Origin of the sequence: Chromobacterium sp. IRSSSOUMB001, from assembly GCF_023507765.1 — a bacterium.
Classification (GTDB): Bacteria; Pseudomonadota; Gammaproteobacteria; order Burkholderiales; family Chromobacteriaceae; genus Chromobacterium; species Chromobacterium haemolyticum.
The window spans coordinates 40,589-54,543 of the sequence record NZ_JALCYU010000012.1 but is presented as its reverse complement, the minus strand read 5'-3'; the positions used below and the strand labels follow the sequence as shown (position 1 = coordinate 54,543).

Sequence of the window (13,955 nt, the reverse complement as noted above, 5' to 3'; positions counted from 1 at the left end):
ACGGTAAACGCGGCGACGATGCTGAGCGCCGCCGCCATCGCCGCGTTCAGGCCAGCAGATTGGCCAGGCTGGAAGTGGACTGCTGCATGGCGGACAGTTCGCTGTTCAGTGAGGTGTACTGGTGCAGGAGCGAGCTTTTCTCATTGGCCAACTGGTTGTTGAGCTGGGACTGGAGATTGTTCTCGTCGCTGATCTTGGTGTTGATGTCGCCTTGTTCGGTGGTGATCATGCCGTTGGTCCCCAGCAGGTTATTGATGGCGGTATTGAAGGTGTTGGCGTAGCCGTTGTTCTTGGCATTGCCAAACAGATTGGCCACAGCGCCGGGGTTGGCGTTCAGCGCGGTGATGAAGGCGCTGGAATCCAGTTTCAACGTGCCGTCCGCCTGCTGGGTGATGCCGACCTGGGCCAGGTAGGCGTAGGAGGAAGAGGCGTCGACGCCCGACACCGGGGTGCTGAGCAGGCCGGCTAATTGCTCTTGCAGGCCGATCACATCGCTATTGTTCTTCATGCTGCCGCCCAGCGCGGAATTGCTGGCGCTTATCACCTGATTGTAAGCGCTGACGAAGCTTTGCAGCGTCGAGGTGACATTGGTGGTGTTCTGGCTCATGTTCAGCGTTACCTGGCCCAGTTTGTTGAGGTTGACGGAGGCGCCGTTGATCACATTGCTCAGGGTGTTGCTGCTGCTGGACACGTTTACGCCGTTGACGGTCAGCAACGCGTCCTGAGCGGCCGCGGATTCGCTGGCGGCCGCGCTGCTCTGGCCCAGGCCGGCCAGGGTGTTGCCCGAGGTGCCGCCGCTATCGCTGCCGCCGGCGGAAATGCTGAAGGCGTTGGCGGGGCCGGATTGCGAGGAGGCCAGCACCAGCGAGTAATGGTTGTTGTACTGCACCACCGATGCGTTGACGCCGATGCCGGCGCTGTTGATGTTGTCGGCGATTGAGGAGAGCGAGATGGTGGAGCCGTTCTGGCCCAATTGCACCGTGCTGGTGGCGCCGTTGACGGTGAAGCTCAGCGCGCTGGGGGCGCCGGCCAGCGCCGCGTTCTGGTCGGTGATGGCTTGTCCGCCGGATGTTTGGTCGAGCACCAGTTGCCGCGGCTGTGCCAGTTGGGTGACGTTAAGCGCGTAATTGCCAGCCACGCCGCCGGAGGTGGCACTGGCGGTGGCGATGGTGTTGTCGGTGGATGTGACCTGGAATTGTTGCAGGAAACTGCCCGAGGCCATGGCGGTGACCGAGGTCTGCAAGGCGGACAGCGCCGAGCTGATCTGACCGATGGAGCTGAGCTGGGACTGATAGTTGCTGACCCGGTTTTGGCTTTGGGCCAGAGGCCGGGACTCAATCGACATCAGTTGGCTGACGATGCTTTGAACGTCCAGCGGCCCAACGCTGGTGGTAATGGACGCCATGACGACTTCTCCCCGCGCGATCCGCTGCCATGGGCGCGCTGCAATGCTAGAGATTCAAGAATCTTATTGTCGTAATGCGTCCATCACGGTTGAGCCTCCGGCTGCCAGGCCGGCGCGAGCTTGCGCCGCAACTTCCATTGTAGAAGGCGGCGCGCTGCGCGTTGATGAAACCTTATCGACCATTCCCGTCCGGATTTTAGCGCGGCGCGTGCGAATGAGTCGGCGGGGCGGTTTCCGTTATAACGCGGGCCGCGGCGGCGGGTTGACGTCGCCGCGGCCCCGAGCGGTCACGAACCGTTCTTTAGTTCGGCGGCTTCACCGGTTTCGCCGCCGTCTTCCGGCGGAGGGCTCTTGGGCGGCAGGAAGAAAGACAGCGGCGCGTTGAGGAAGCGTTTGAACAGCATGGGCACAAGAGGCCACAGCAGGCTGCCGGACAGCTTGCGCGAGCGCAGCGCCACCCACAGCGCCAGCGAGAAGCTGACCGCCAGGTTGGTCAGGCCGATCAGCGCCACGCCGGCGCAGCCCAGCAGCACGGTGGCCAAGGGCAATTGGAAGTCCTGCGCCACGGTGGCGAAGGCCAGGTTGGCGGCGGAAAAGGTGATGTGGCGGATGTCGATGGGCAGGCCGAGGATGAAGCCTATGGTGCCGGTCAGGCCCAGGAACATGCCAAAGTAAAAGTTGCCTGCCAGCGCGCCCAGATTGTGCTCGATATAGCTGCCCAGCTTCCAGGCGCGGTGCTCGCCCAGCAACCGCTTCAGGCCGGCGTGGGAGGCGATGCGTTCCGGGATGCGGCGGTAGATTGCCTTGTTGTCGTAGTAGCCGGCGATCAGGCCGGACAGAAACAGGAAGACGCCGGCAATGGCGGCGTGCGGCAGCGCTAGGCTGTGAATGGGGTCGATATCGTGCAGCAGGCTTTGCGCCTTGACCACGTTCACCACCGGCGCGCCAAAGGCGGCTTGCCAGGCGAAGGCGATCAGGCCGGCGGTGGGGATGGCCAGCAACACGTTGCCGAGGATGGCGACGAACTGAGTGCGCATCACTTTGACCACCAAGTCGGCCAGGTCTTCCAGCTGCTTCTTCTGGCCGTGGTTTTCATGCAGCACCGCGGCGATGCGGGCGGCGGTCATCGCCGGCTGCTTGGTGGCAATGGTCAGGTGCAGGATCTGCACGATGATGAAGCCTATGGCGTAATTGAGGCCGAAGGCGATGCCTTCCCACAGCGGGGGCAAATGGCCGCGGCTGAGCATCAGTTTGATCAGCGCCATGAAGCCGACGATCAGGCCGGCGCCCATCGCCGCCTTGGCCATGGTTGACCACTCCTGGCGGCTCTCGGCGATATAGTGCTCGCCGTGGCGGCCGGCGTGCTCGGTGACTTGCAGCGCCAGCAGCTCCACATTGGACTTGAACAGATCGCGCAGGCTGTATTTGCGGTTCTCCGCGCGGGCGAAGGTCACGATGAGCTGGAACAAATGCGGTTCTGCGGCCGGGTTGTGTTCCGGATCCAGGATGGCCAGCAGCGCGCGGATGCGGGCGATGCTCTGCGCCAGCCGCAGGCCGTGGTAGGTGAGGTTGACCGAGATGCCGAAGCGCCGCGCGTTCTTGCGCACCTTGTTGAGAATGCTTTCACACTGGTCCAGCAGCACCAGCACGTGCTTGTCGTCCTCGGCGCGCGGCAGGCTCTCCACCAGATCGCGGCGGTAGCCATCGACATAGCGCTGAACCTCGGCGTTCAGGTTGAGAAAAGGGGATTCGAAGCGCTCGATGTCCGGATTGATGCGCACCAGCTCGGGCTCCAGGCCGATGGCGGTGATCTGGGCCGACAGCACTTGCACCGACTCCAATAATTGCAGCCGGGTCTGCTGCCAGCCGTCGGCGTTATCGTTCTCCTGCCAGGCCATCGCCCGCCACAGCGCGTGCCAGGTGGCGTTGGGGATGGCCGCCAGCCAAATGTAGTCTTGTTTCCAGCTAAACAGCCGGCTGAAGCGGTCTTGCAGCGAATCCGCCTTATAAGGCATGGGCAGGATGCGCTCGCCGACGCGGCGCAGCAAGGTGGAGCCGAAACCTTCGTTGGCCAGGATGCCGCATTCGGTATACAGCGGAATCTGCCGGGTTTCGGTCAGCAATTGCAGCAAGGCTTTGCGTAAGGCCGCGCGGTAATCGGAATGGTGCTCCAGCAGATAGGACAGCGCTTGCAGATTGACCACCGCTTGTTGCGGTTTGCCGGCGTCGTCGGGGCGCAGGCACTGCAGCAGGGCGGACAGGGCGTCGAGCTGGGCCGGCGCTTGGCTGATCTGGCGCAAGGCCTGTTCCAGGCTGGGGGACTGAATGTTTTCGCTCATCTAGGGTGCTGGTTTGGATGAAAGTGAGTGGTGGGGCGCGACTCCGGCCTACGACCTTAATGGTAGGCGCAAGCGGCTGGATTTTCCGGCGCGGCGCGAGCGCCTGCTTGGCGGCGCGTGGAATCGACCTTGGGGTTTAGAGATGGGGACGATTGATTCAGTTTCCAGCTTTGCTTGCAAAATCACGCAATTGACACCTTACTGACCAGTAAGTAGAGTGCTTCGCATGACTCAAAGCTCCGATCCCAAGACCGACACCCGCAAGCGCATTCTGGACATCGCCGAGCAGTTGCTGCTCAGCCGGGGCTTCAACGCTTTCAGCTACCAGCACATCAGCTCGGAGCTGGGCGTGCGCAATGCCGCCATTCATTATCACTTTCCCAAGAAAAGCGATCTGGGCGTGGCCTTGATCCAGCGTTACCGCCGGCGTTTCCAACGCTTCATCGACCAGCAGGCGGAGCTGGATCCCCGGGCGCAGCTGGAGGCCTACTTCGGCTTGAGCGACAGCTATTACCTGCAGCATCGGCAGATCTGTCCCAGCGGCATTCTCAGCACGGAGTTCCTGACGCTGCCGGAAGACATGCAGCAAGAGGCGGCGGCCTTCATCGACGAGATGCGGCTATGGGCGGTGGACATCACCCGGCGGGGGGCGGCCTGCGGTCAGATGCGTTACGCCGGCACGCCGGAAGCAATTGGCATGATGTTGTTTTCCGCCTTGCAAGGCGCGCTGCAACTGGCGCGCATCGACCAGCACGCGCTGGAGACCATCAAGCAGCAGGTGCGCTCGGTGCTGGGGCTGGACGGGCATTGAGTGCCGGAATCACGACAACAACAGAGGGGCGCTACATGGAGTACAAGAAAAACAGCATGAGCCGTATTGCCGACAAAGTGGGCAAGTTGCCGGCGGGAATGCGCAGCACCGTATTGAGTATGATGTTCGGCAAGATCGTGCCGTTTCTGTCCACGGCCGGCCTGCGTTTCGAGGAGGTGGGCCATCAGCGCTTGACGGTGTCCATTCGCAACCGCAAGAAGGTGCAGAACCACATTCGCGGCGTGCACGCCGCGGCGATGGCCTTGCTGGCGGAGACTTCGACCGGCTTTGTCGTCGGCATGAACATGCCGGACGACAAGCTGATGCTGCTTAAGTCCATGAAGGTCAACTACGTGCGTCGTTCGCAAGGGGATATGCGCGCGGTGGCCAGCCTGAACGCGGAACAGATTCAGCTGATGCACGACACGGAAAAGGGCGAGGTGCTGGTGCCGGTGCTTGTCACCGACGAATCCGGCGAATCGCCGATCGAATGCGAAATGCTGTGGGCGTGGATTCCCAAGAAGCGTCCGGAACAAGGAGCGGCGGCATGATCAATCTGGAAACGATGCGGATCGAACTGAACGAGCATGTAGCGCTGATTCGCCTCAGCCGCGCGGATAAGGCCAATGCCCTGAACCGGCAAATGTGGCAGGATTTGCGCGCCGCTTTCGAGTGGCTGGACGACGCTCCCGAGGCGCGCGTGGGCGTGTTGGCCGGCGAGGGCAGGCATTTCTGTTCTGGTATCGACCTAGGCATGCTGATGGGCGTGCAGGCGGAGATCGCCGACGATTGCGAGGCGCGCAAGCGCGAGAAGCTGCGTAGACTGATCCTGGATCTGCAGGACTGCGTCAATAGTCTGGAGCATTGCCGCAAGCCGGTGATCGCCGCGGTGCATGGCGCTTGCGTCGGCGGCGGCCTGGATATCGCGCTGGCCGCGGACTTCCGCTTCGCCGCCGCGGATGCGGTGTTCTCGGTGCGGGAGATCGACGTGGGCATGGTGGCGGACGTGGGGTCGCTACAGCGGCTACCACGCGTGGTGGGCGAGGGCATGGCGCGCGAACTGGCGTTGACCGGCCGCGACGTGGCCGCGGAAGAGGCGTTGGCGATGCGTCTGGTCAACCGAGTGCTGCCGGATGCGGCCGCGGTGCTGGAAGCGGCGCTGGAGTCGGCGCGGCTGATCGCCGGCAAGTCGCCGCTGGCGATGCGCGGCTGCAAGGAAGTGCTCAACTACAGCCGCGACCATTCGGTGGCGGACGGCCTTAATTATGTGGCGAGCTGGAACGCGGCGATGCTGATCTCCGAGGATATCCAAAAGGCCGGCATGGCCATCCTGACCGGCCACGCGGCGCAGTTCCGCGACTGAGCGCGGTTTGTCTGTTCCCAATGGCGCCTGCGGGCGCCATTGTCGTTGGCGGCGGGCAAAGAAAAAGAGGCGCGGAGCGCCTCTTTTTGAGTCAAGCGGGTTCGGCAGCGCTTACTGAGCGGCGCTGGCGGCCGGCGCGGCGGCGGCTTCGCCGCCGACGGTGGACACCACTTCCCACTTGCCGCCCTTGACCTGATACACGGTGACCGCGCCGTTCTTGATGTCGCCCTTGTCGTCAAAGGCGATCTTGCCTGTCACGCCGGTGTAGCCGGTCTTGCCCACTTCGGCCAGATAGGTCTTGGGGTCGGTGGATTTGGCGCGCTTCATCGCGTCCACCAGCACCATTACCGCATCGTATTCATACGGCGCGTAGATCTGCACCTCGGTATTGAACTGCTTCTTGAACTTATCGTTGAACGCCGCGAAGCCGGGCATCTTGTCGCGCGGCACGCCGCAGCTGGACGCGTATTGCCCGTCGGAGGCCTCGCCGGCCAGTTTGATGAATTCCGGCGTCTGCCAGCCGTCGCCGCCCATCAGTTTGGCCTTGAGGCCCAGGCGCTGCATCTGCTTGGCCAAGGGGCCGGCTTGCGCGTCCATGCCGCCGTAGAAAATCAGGTCCGGCTTGCTGGCCTTGATTGAGGTCAGGATGGCGTTGAAGTCGGTGGCGGTGTTGGTGGTGAACTCGCGTTTCACCACTTCGGCGCCCTTGCCCTTGACCGCGGCCTCGAACTGGTCGGCGAGGCCTTGTCCGTAAGCGGTGCGGTCGTCGATGATGGCGATCTTCTTGGCCTTCAGCCCGGTGGCGGCGAATTCGCCCAACGCGCGGCCTTGCTGCACGTCGTTGGCGATCACGCGGAAGGTGGTCTTGAAGCCTTGCTTGGTGTAGTCCGGGTTGGTGGCGGAGGGGGAGATTTGAGGAATGCCCGCGTCGGAGTAAATCTTGGACGCGGGGATGGTGGTGCCGGAGTTCAAGTGACCCACCACGCCGGCGACGCCGGCGTCAACCAGGCGCTGCGCCACTTGGGTGCCGATTTTCGGGTCGCCTTGGTCATCTTCCGACACCAGTTCGAATTTGAGCTTCTTCCCGCCGATCTCCACGCCGGCGGCGTTCAGATCGGCGATGGCCAGTTTGGCGCCGTACTCGTTGTCCTTGCCCAAATGGGAAATGGGACCGGACATCGGCGATACCTGGCCGATCTTGACGACGGCGCCGTCGCCAGCGGCTTGAGCCGGGGCCGAAGCCGCCTGATTGGCGGCTGGTTGCTCCTGCTTGCCGCAGGCGGCCAGGGTCATGGCGGCAGCGGCAATGACGCTGAGGCGGACATATTTGTTCATGTGATGTATCCCCTGATTCTCTATTCTGTAGACTCTAGTCATCTCTTTGTGGCCAACGGCATTTTGGTGAAATGACCGTTGGTTGCGTTTGATTATGGGTAGCTGTTTGCGCGAGTGTCAATGTCAAAACCGGGGAGGGATGCAACTATTTGTAAACTTCTTTGCCAATGGTGTGTCTAAAGCGCAAACGCCCCCTGGAATAATTGCCAGGGGGCGTTTCTTGTAATTCAAGTTTTTGAATTTAAAAGACTTGCTCGGATTTTTGCCGGCAGTCTTGTTTCAGGCCTTGGCGCCCAGCGTCTGGGCTCGCTGCTGGCGCAGCAGGGCGTTTTCCTCCGGCGCTTCGCACCATCCCGACAGATTCTTTTTGATCATAGTCGAGATTGCGAGAATCCATTGCGGGTTTTCGTTCAAACAAGAAATGTATCGATATTCGCCGCCCCCGTGGCTGAGGAAGGTTTCCTTGCCTTCCATCGCGATTTCCTCCAGCGTTTCCAGGCAGTCGGCGATAAAGCCGGGGCAGAGAATATCCAGCTTGCCGGTCTTGTCCTTGCCTAGTTGAGTCAATACTTCGCTGGTATAAGGCTGCAGCCATTCCGCGCGACCGAATCGGCTTTGGAAGCACACTTGGTATTCCTGTTGCGACAAGCCCAATTCTTCCGCCAATAAGCGGCCGGTTTTCTGGCATTCACAGTGGTAAGGGTCGCCTTTGTCGCGGGTGAACCGGGGGACGCCGTGAAAGCTCATCACCAATTTGTCGCCGCGGCCATGTTCGCGCCAATGCGAGCGCACTTGTTCCGCCAGCGCGCGGATATAGCCGGGATCGTCGTGAAAATGACGAACGGTGCGCAGCTCCGGCATATTGCGCAGTTTCATCAGGGAGCGGAATACCTGATCCAGCGCAGTGGCGCTGGAGGAAGCCGCGTATTGAGGATACAAAGGCACCACCAGCAGACGTTCCACGCCTTGTTCTCGCATGCGGGCGATCACGCTTTCCACCGAGGGTTCGCCGTAGCGCATGGCGAAATCCACGACTAAGTCGCGCAGCCCCATTTCACCCAACTGGCCTTTGATTAACGTGGCCTGCTTGCGGGTGTGGGTATAAAGCGGCGAACCGTCCTTCTCCCAGATCGCCGCGTATTTTTTGGCGGATTGGGCGGGGCGGGTGTTCAGGATGACGCCGTTGAGGATCAGCCACCAGAGCGCGCGCGGGATTTCGATCACGCGGCGGTCGGAAAGAAACTCTTTCAGGTAGGGGCGCAGAGCCTTGGCGGTGGGGGCTTGCGGCGTGCCCAGATTCATCAGCAGCACACCGGTTTTGGGCGTGTAATCGTGGCGAAAAGGGGGTTCGGGCTTGAAATCCGCCATGCGTGACCTCTTGGTTGGTGCTGGGCGGCGTTGCGCCCGGTTGGGTTTTTAGGGGGGCAGCGGCCGGGTGATCTTAAGACCTGTTTGCGATCTGCTGCGCGTCGTGAAACGAGGCTTGGTGAGTGCGCCATCCGAAATGCTCATGTACCGTGTGCACACTCCGCTTTCTCAGCGGTTTTCACCTTGTCTCGCCTCAGCTCGCGAGATCGTAAACTGTTCTTAGTCTTCGCGGGACGGCGCCAGCACTGCGCGGTTGCCGTTGCTTTCCATCGCCGAAACCAGGCCGGCGGATTCCATCTGCTCAATCAGTCGCGCGGCGCGGTTGTAGCCTATGCGCAGATGGCGCTGCACAGAGGAGATCGACGCCTTGCGCGTCTTGAGCACAATGGCGACGGCTTCGTCGTAAAGCGGGTCGGCTTCGCCGTTCGCCTCGCCGTCAAGGCCGGAGGGCGAACCGTCTTCGCTGTCGCTCTGGCCGGTGAGAATGCCTTCCACATAGTCCGGGCCGCCGGTGCTTTTCAGGAACTCCACCACATGGTGGACTTCTTCGTCGGCGACGAAGGCGCCATGGACCCGGACCGGATAGCCGGTGCCCGGCGGCAGATAGAGCATATCGCCTTGACCGAGCAGGGTTTCCGCGCCCATTTGATCCAGAATGGTGCGGCTGTCTATCTTGCTGGATACCTGGAAGGCGATTCGCGTCGGGATATTGGCCTTGATCAGGCCGGTGATCACGTCCACAGACGGCCGCTGAGTGGCCAGGATCAGGTGGATGCCGGCGGCGCGGGCCTTCTGCGCCAAGCGAGCGATCAGTTCTTCTATCTTCTTGCCAGCCACCATCATTAGATCGGCCAGCTCGTCTATCACCACCACGATCAAAGGCAGGGTGTCCAGCGGTTCCGGGGTTTCCGGGCTCAGGCTGAAGGGGTTGGGGATCTTTTCGCCGGCCTTGTCCGCGTCCTTGATCTTTTGGTTGAACCCGGCCAGGTTGCGCACGCCCAGCTTGGACATCAGTTTATAGCGGCGTTCCATCTCCGCCACGCACCAGTTCAGCGCGTTGGCGGCTTGTTTCATGTCGGTGACCACCGGGGCCAGTAGGTGAGGAATGCCTTCATAGATCGACAGCTCCAGCATTTTGGGGTCGACCATGATCAGCCGCACTTCTTTGGGCGTGGACTTGTACAGCAGCGACAAGATCATCGCGTTGATGGCCACTGATTTGCCGGAGCCGGTGGTGCCGGCCACCAGCACGTGTGGCATCTTGGCGAGGTCGGCGGACACGGGTTGTCCGGCGATGTCCTTGCCCAAGGCCATGGTCAGCTTGGAAGCCATGTTCTGGTAGCCGTCGGAGCCGACGATTTCCGAGAGGCGCACGATCTGGCGTTTGGGGTTGGGGAGTTCCAGGCCCATATAGGTTTTACCGGGAATGGTTTCCACCACCCGGATGGAAACCAGAGACAGCGCGCGCGCCAGATCCTTCATCAAATTGACGACCTGAGCGCCCTTTACGCCCACCGCCGGTTCCACCTCGTAGCGAGTAATCACTGGGCCGGGATAGGCCGCCACCACTTTGACGTCGACCCCGAAATCGGCCAGCTTGCGCTCGATCAGCCGCGAAGTGTATTCAACCGTATCCTGCGACACCGGTTCCTGTTGTTCCTTGGGCGCCTCCAGCAGTGTCAGGCCGGGCAGCGCGCCGTCCTTGGGGTCGGCGAACAAGGATTGTTGCACTGGCTTTTGAGCCTTGGTGGACAGCGGCACGTCCAGCACTGGAGGCTCGATCCGCAGCGGGCTTTTCTCCTCGTTCTTCTTTTTCTCGGTGGTGATCTTGGCTTCGCGCTTTTGCGCGATCTCTTTGCCGATTTCGCGATCTTTGCGTGCCTGCCAGTTGTGCCACAGTTTCAAGGCGCCGTCTTCCAGCGCGCCGCCCAGCCGCTCCATGATGTCGAGCCAAGACAGCCCGGTGAACAGGGAAAAACCGATGGCGGCGAGCACGCTGAGCAAGAGGTAGGCGCCAGACAGGCCCAGGCCGTGGGCGATGCCGAGGCCGATGAAATGCCCCAGCATGCCACCGGCGGACAGGGGCAGATTGAGCGCTTTTTCCGCCAGGATGATGGCCTCTATGCTGGCGCTGGAAAACAGCAGCAGTAGAAAGCCGCCGATGGCGGCGACGGTGATGGGGTTGAGCTTGAAGCCCAGTGTTTCCATGCGCTGATAGCCCCAGGCGATGGCCACTAGGCAGAACACCACCAGCCACCAGGCCGACAAGCCGAACACGTAGAGCAGCATATCGGACAGCCAAGCGCCGAAAGCGCCGCCGTAATTGCGCACGGTGGGATCTGAGGAGCTATGGGACCAGGAGGGGTCTTGCGGGGAGTAGCTTGCCAGCACCAGCACCAGGTAGACGGCCAATACGGCCATCAGCAGCCACCACGCCTCGCGCAGCAGCGAGGCCAGCTGCGGCGGCAACGGGGTCTGGCTGTTTTTGACTACGGCTTTGCGCTTGAAAAGTCGCATTTTTCTCTTGTTTGGCTATGACTGTCGCTGATTATAGCCTGACACGCCTCGTTTAAGCGTGTCGGAATGTATTCGGTTTTGCTGACAAGTCTTGATGGCGTTCCCTTTAGAGACTGTGTATCAAAGTCTGTTGTGTTGACACGCAAGGCCTTGGAACAGGCTTTGAGGCGCTTATTTGGGGTATAGCGCGCCGAGTACGCGTTCGCCGGCGGCGCCGGTCACTTCCGGCAGGTTGCCGGCGAGGCGGCGCAGGAAGCGCCAGCCCAGCCAGGCGAAGGCGGCGGCCTCCACTTGGTGTTCGGGCAGGCCCAGCGCGGCGGTGCCGGCGATGTTTTGTTCCGGCAGCAAGGCGCTCAGGCGACGCATCAGCGCGCCGTTGCGCGCCCCGCCGCCGCAGACGAAGATAGCCTGGTTTGCCGGGCAATGCAGGGTGATGGCCTGAGCGATGCCGCGCGCGCTCAGCTCCAGCAGCGTGGCTTGCACGTCGACGGCGGGCACGTGACGGCCCAGCAGTTTTTGCTCCAGCCAAGGCAGATCGAACAGGTCGCGGCCGGTACTCTTGGGCGGGGGCTGCCGGAAGAAGGGTTCGTCCAGCAGCGCCTGCAACAGCGAAGACTCCACCACGCCCTGGCTGGCCCATTGGCCGTCGGCATCGTAAGGGTGGCCCTGATGGCGTAGGCACCAGGCGTCCATCAGCATATTGCCGGGACCGCAGTCGAAGCCGATCACCGCTTGGTTTGGGTGAAGGCGGGTCAGGTTGCTGATGCCGCCGATGTTGAGAATCACCCGGTTTTGCTCCGGCGTGCCAAACACCGCCTGATGGAAGGCCGGCACCAGAGGCGCGCCCTGGCCGCCGGCGGCCAGGTCGCGGCTGCGGAAATCGGCGATTACATCGATGTGGGTCAGCTCGGCAAGGCGGGCCATATTGCCTATTTGCCAGGTGTAGCCGGCGTCCGGGGCGTGGCGTATGGTTTGGCCGTGGCTGGCGACGGCTGCGATGTCAGCCGGCTTCAGCTCTTCAGCGGCCATCAGGCCGTTAACCGCCTGGGCGTAGAGCTCGGCCAACTCATTGGCCAGCCGGGCGGCGCGATCCAGCTCATTGTCGCCGATGGCCTGCAGCGCCAGCGCCTGTTCGCGCAGTCGCGGCGGGTAGGCAACGAAGTAGTCGGCTTCGACGCGGAGCGCGCCTTGTTCGTTGAAGCGCACCAGCACGGCGTCGACGCCGTCCAGGCTGGTGCCGGACATCAGTCCGATCAAGCGTTGATTCATCAGTCTAGCAATGCGATGTTGGTGGGCAGTTCGCGCAGTAGTTTCAGGTGCGCGGTCAGCGCCTGGTTGCCGGATTTGAATTCGGCCAGCTGAGTGGCGCTCAGGCCCGGCGTCGGCAAGGCGTTGGTGGCCGGGTCCACCGCCTGGCCGTTGATCCGCACCTCAAAGTGCAGATGGGGGCCGGTGGAGCGGCCGGTGCTGCCGACGTAGCCTATCACCTCGCCGGCCTTGACGCTTTTGCCGGAACGGGCGCCAGGGGCGAAGCGGCTCATGTGCGCGTACAGCGTGGTCATTTTTTGATTGTGGCGGATTTCCACCATATTGCCATAGCCGTTTTGGCGTTCCACCTTGACCATGGTGCCGTCGGCAGGGGCAATGATGGGAGTGCCGCTGGCGGCGGCGTAGTCCACGCCGGAATGCAGGCGCAAGGAGCGCAGTATCGGGTGCTTGCGGAAGCCAAAGCCGGAGCTGATGCGTGCGTTGGCCACCGGCTGATGGCTGAAGCCCTGTTTGATGGGCTTGCCCAGCGCGTCGTAATAGGCGCCGGACTCGCTGTCATGAGCAAAGTAGAAGGCTTGGTGAAGCTTGCCGGAGCGTTGAATTTCCACAGCCAGCAGGTTGCCGGCGGCGATGGGCGCGCCGTTGTAGAGCAGGGTTTCGTACACCAGATTGATGCGGTCGCCTTTGCCCAGAGAGTTGATGTTGAATTGATCGGCGAAGATTTCCGTCAATTGGGCGCGGATGTCGCGCGGTACTTGGGCTTTGGCCAGCGCGGCGCCCACGGAGCGGGTGATCAGCAGCGAGCGCACCGTCTGCACCGCTTCGGTGGCGATCGGGTCGGCGCTGGCCTGCCATTCGCCGTTGACCTTTTCGATGGCCACCAGCACTTGCTCGCCGTTTTCGTCGTCATTGAGAAAACGCAGGCCGAACAATTCGCCCAAATCGTTGGTCTGCACCGACAGCGTGGCGCCGGTCTTCAACTTGAGCAAGTCCTTGGACAGCGGGCTGGAGTGCAGAAAGCGGTTGGCTTCGCTGTCGCGGATGCCCAGCCGGTTCAGCACGCGGGCGATGGTGTCGCCGCGTTGAATCGCCTCGTCTCGCCAGTAACGGGTGGCGCTTTCGTTGAAGGAAAAAGCCGGCAGGGTCAGTTGCTCGGTCACTTCTTTTTGCAAAACTTCCGGTTTGGCGGGCTGAGCGCCGTTCTGAGCCACGGCGAAGGCGGTGGCCATGCCGAACAAGGGCAGGGAGGCGGCCGCGCCGATCAAGCTCAGATGATGGTTCATCAGCTTGTGGAAGCATTTTTGCGGGATATGTAGCAGTTTGCGATAATCCATCGTTCACTATAAAAGGCTGGCCATGAGCCAACCTTTGTAAATTCCGTATTTGCCAATCACAGGCCTTGCGGCCGCGTCTCAACATTTGGGGAGCTTGCGCGGCATAAGTTCCTGTGCAAACTGTAAATTATAGCCGCGATTCCGGATGCTATCCGCCTGATTTCGCCCAGGGCCCATGCCAGGGCGTTTTCGCAAGGCTTTGATATTACTTCGA

10 protein-coding genes are annotated in these 13,955 nt (G+C 61.8%); 3 read left to right on the top strand and 7 right to left on the bottom strand.

Annotated elements, in window-relative coordinates; all coding sequences use genetic code 11:
* Positions 1 to 46: 46 nt before the first annotated feature.
* On the bottom strand, positions 47 to 1,405 hold the full coding sequence (gene fliD, locus MOV80_RS16300) for a flagellar filament capping protein FliD (RefSeq protein WP_249605320.1): 1,359 nt from the start codon (positions 1,403 to 1,405) through the stop codon (positions 47 to 49).
* Between the two features lie 287 nt (positions 1,406 to 1,692).
* Positions 1,693 to 3,744: a site-specific recombinase gene (locus MOV80_RS16295; protein ID WP_118267480.1), complete on the bottom strand. Its 2,052-nt coding sequence runs from the start codon at positions 3,742 to 3,744 to the stop codon at positions 1,693 to 1,695.
* Positions 3,745 to 3,970: 226 nt separating this feature from the next.
* Here MOV80_RS16295 and MOV80_RS16290 point away from each other — a divergent pair, with 226 nt between their 5' ends.
* The 3 genes from MOV80_RS16290 to MOV80_RS16280 are packed head-to-tail and all read left to right on the top strand — an operon-like array spanning position 3,971 to position 5,918.
* Positions 3,971 to 4,555 carry a TetR/AcrR family transcriptional regulator gene (locus MOV80_RS16290; protein ID WP_081554726.1) on the top strand — a complete coding sequence of 195 codons (585 nt, stop codon included), beginning with the start codon at positions 3,971 to 3,973 and terminating at the stop codon, positions 4,553 to 4,555.
* A 35-nt stretch (positions 4,556 to 4,590) separates the two neighbouring features.
* On the top strand, positions 4,591 to 5,106 hold the full coding sequence (locus tag MOV80_RS16285; RefSeq protein WP_043641837.1) for a DUF4442 domain-containing protein: 516 nt from the start codon (positions 4,591 to 4,593) through the stop codon (positions 5,104 to 5,106).
* On the top strand, positions 5,103 to 5,918 hold the full coding sequence (locus MOV80_RS16280) for a crotonase/enoyl-CoA hydratase family protein (protein ID WP_249605319.1): 816 nt from the start codon (positions 5,103 to 5,105) through the stop codon (positions 5,916 to 5,918). The genes MOV80_RS16285 and MOV80_RS16280 overlap by 4 nt, the downstream gene beginning before the upstream one ends.
* A gap of 111 nt (positions 5,919 to 6,029) precedes the next feature.
* On the opposite strand, the gene MOV80_RS16275 is transcribed toward MOV80_RS16280, so the two are convergent.
* From MOV80_RS16275 to MOV80_RS16255, 5 genes are all read right to left on the bottom strand, one after another.
* On the bottom strand, positions 6,030 to 7,253 hold the full coding sequence (locus MOV80_RS16275; protein WP_019101420.1) for a branched-chain amino acid ABC transporter substrate-binding protein: 1,224 nt from the start codon (positions 7,251 to 7,253) through the stop codon (positions 6,030 to 6,032).
* 279 nt (positions 7,254 to 7,532) lie between these two features.
* The gene (hemH, locus tag MOV80_RS16270; RefSeq protein ID WP_081574099.1) at positions 7,533 to 8,621 is read right to left on the bottom strand and encodes a ferrochelatase; all 1,089 of its coding nucleotides are present in this window, start codon (positions 8,619 to 8,621) and stop codon (positions 7,533 to 7,535) included.
* A 219-nt stretch (positions 8,622 to 8,840) separates the two neighbouring features.
* Positions 8,841 to 11,138 (bottom strand): DNA translocase FtsK, encoded by a 2,298-nt coding sequence (locus tag MOV80_RS16265; RefSeq protein ID WP_052052236.1) that lies wholly within the window; start codon positions 11,136 to 11,138, stop codon positions 8,841 to 8,843.
* A 171-nt stretch (positions 11,139 to 11,309) separates the two neighbouring features.
* The gene (locus MOV80_RS16260) at positions 11,310 to 12,407 is read right to left on the bottom strand and encodes an anhydro-N-acetylmuramic acid kinase (protein WP_249605318.1); all 1,098 of its coding nucleotides are present in this window, start codon (positions 12,405 to 12,407) and stop codon (positions 11,310 to 11,312) included.
* The gene (locus tag MOV80_RS16255; RefSeq protein ID WP_019100440.1) at positions 12,407 to 13,741 is read right to left on the bottom strand and encodes a M23 family metallopeptidase; all 1,335 of its coding nucleotides are present in this window, start codon (positions 13,739 to 13,741) and stop codon (positions 12,407 to 12,409) included. Before MOV80_RS16255 ends, MOV80_RS16260 begins: the two co-directional genes overlap by 1 nt.
* Between the last annotated feature and the right edge of the window lie 214 nt (positions 13,742 to 13,955).

Coding starts and splice junctions, on each gene's coding strand:
- fliD (WP_249605320.1), bottom strand. CDS start 1,405: ATGGCGTCCATTACCACCAGCGTTGGGCCGCTGGACGTTCAAAGCATC.
- MOV80_RS16295 (WP_118267480.1), bottom strand. CDS start 3,744: ATGAGCGAAAACATTCAGTCCCCCAGCCTGGAACAGGCCTTGCGCCAG.
- MOV80_RS16290 (WP_081554726.1), top strand. CDS start 3,971: ATGACTCAAAGCTCCGATCCCAAGACCGACACCCGCAAGCGCATTCTG.
- MOV80_RS16285 (WP_043641837.1), top strand. CDS start 4,591: ATGGAGTACAAGAAAAACAGCATGAGCCGTATTGCCGACAAAGTGGGC.
- MOV80_RS16280 (WP_249605319.1), top strand. CDS start 5,103: ATGATCAATCTGGAAACGATGCGGATCGAACTGAACGAGCATGTAGCG.
- MOV80_RS16275 (WP_019101420.1), bottom strand. CDS start 7,253: ATGAACAAATATGTCCGCCTCAGCGTCATTGCCGCTGCCGCCATGACC.
- hemH (WP_081574099.1), bottom strand. CDS start 8,621: ATGGCGGATTTCAAGCCCGAACCCCCTTTTCGCCACGATTACACGCCC.
- MOV80_RS16265 (WP_052052236.1), bottom strand. CDS start 11,138: ATGCGACTTTTCAAGCGCAAAGCCGTAGTCAAAAACAGCCAGACCCCG.
- MOV80_RS16260 (WP_249605318.1), bottom strand. CDS start 12,407: ATGAATCAACGCTTGATCGGACTGATGTCCGGCACCAGCCTGGACGGC.
- MOV80_RS16255 (WP_019100440.1), bottom strand. CDS start 13,741: ATGGATTATCGCAAACTGCTACATATCCCGCAAAAATGCTTCCACAAG.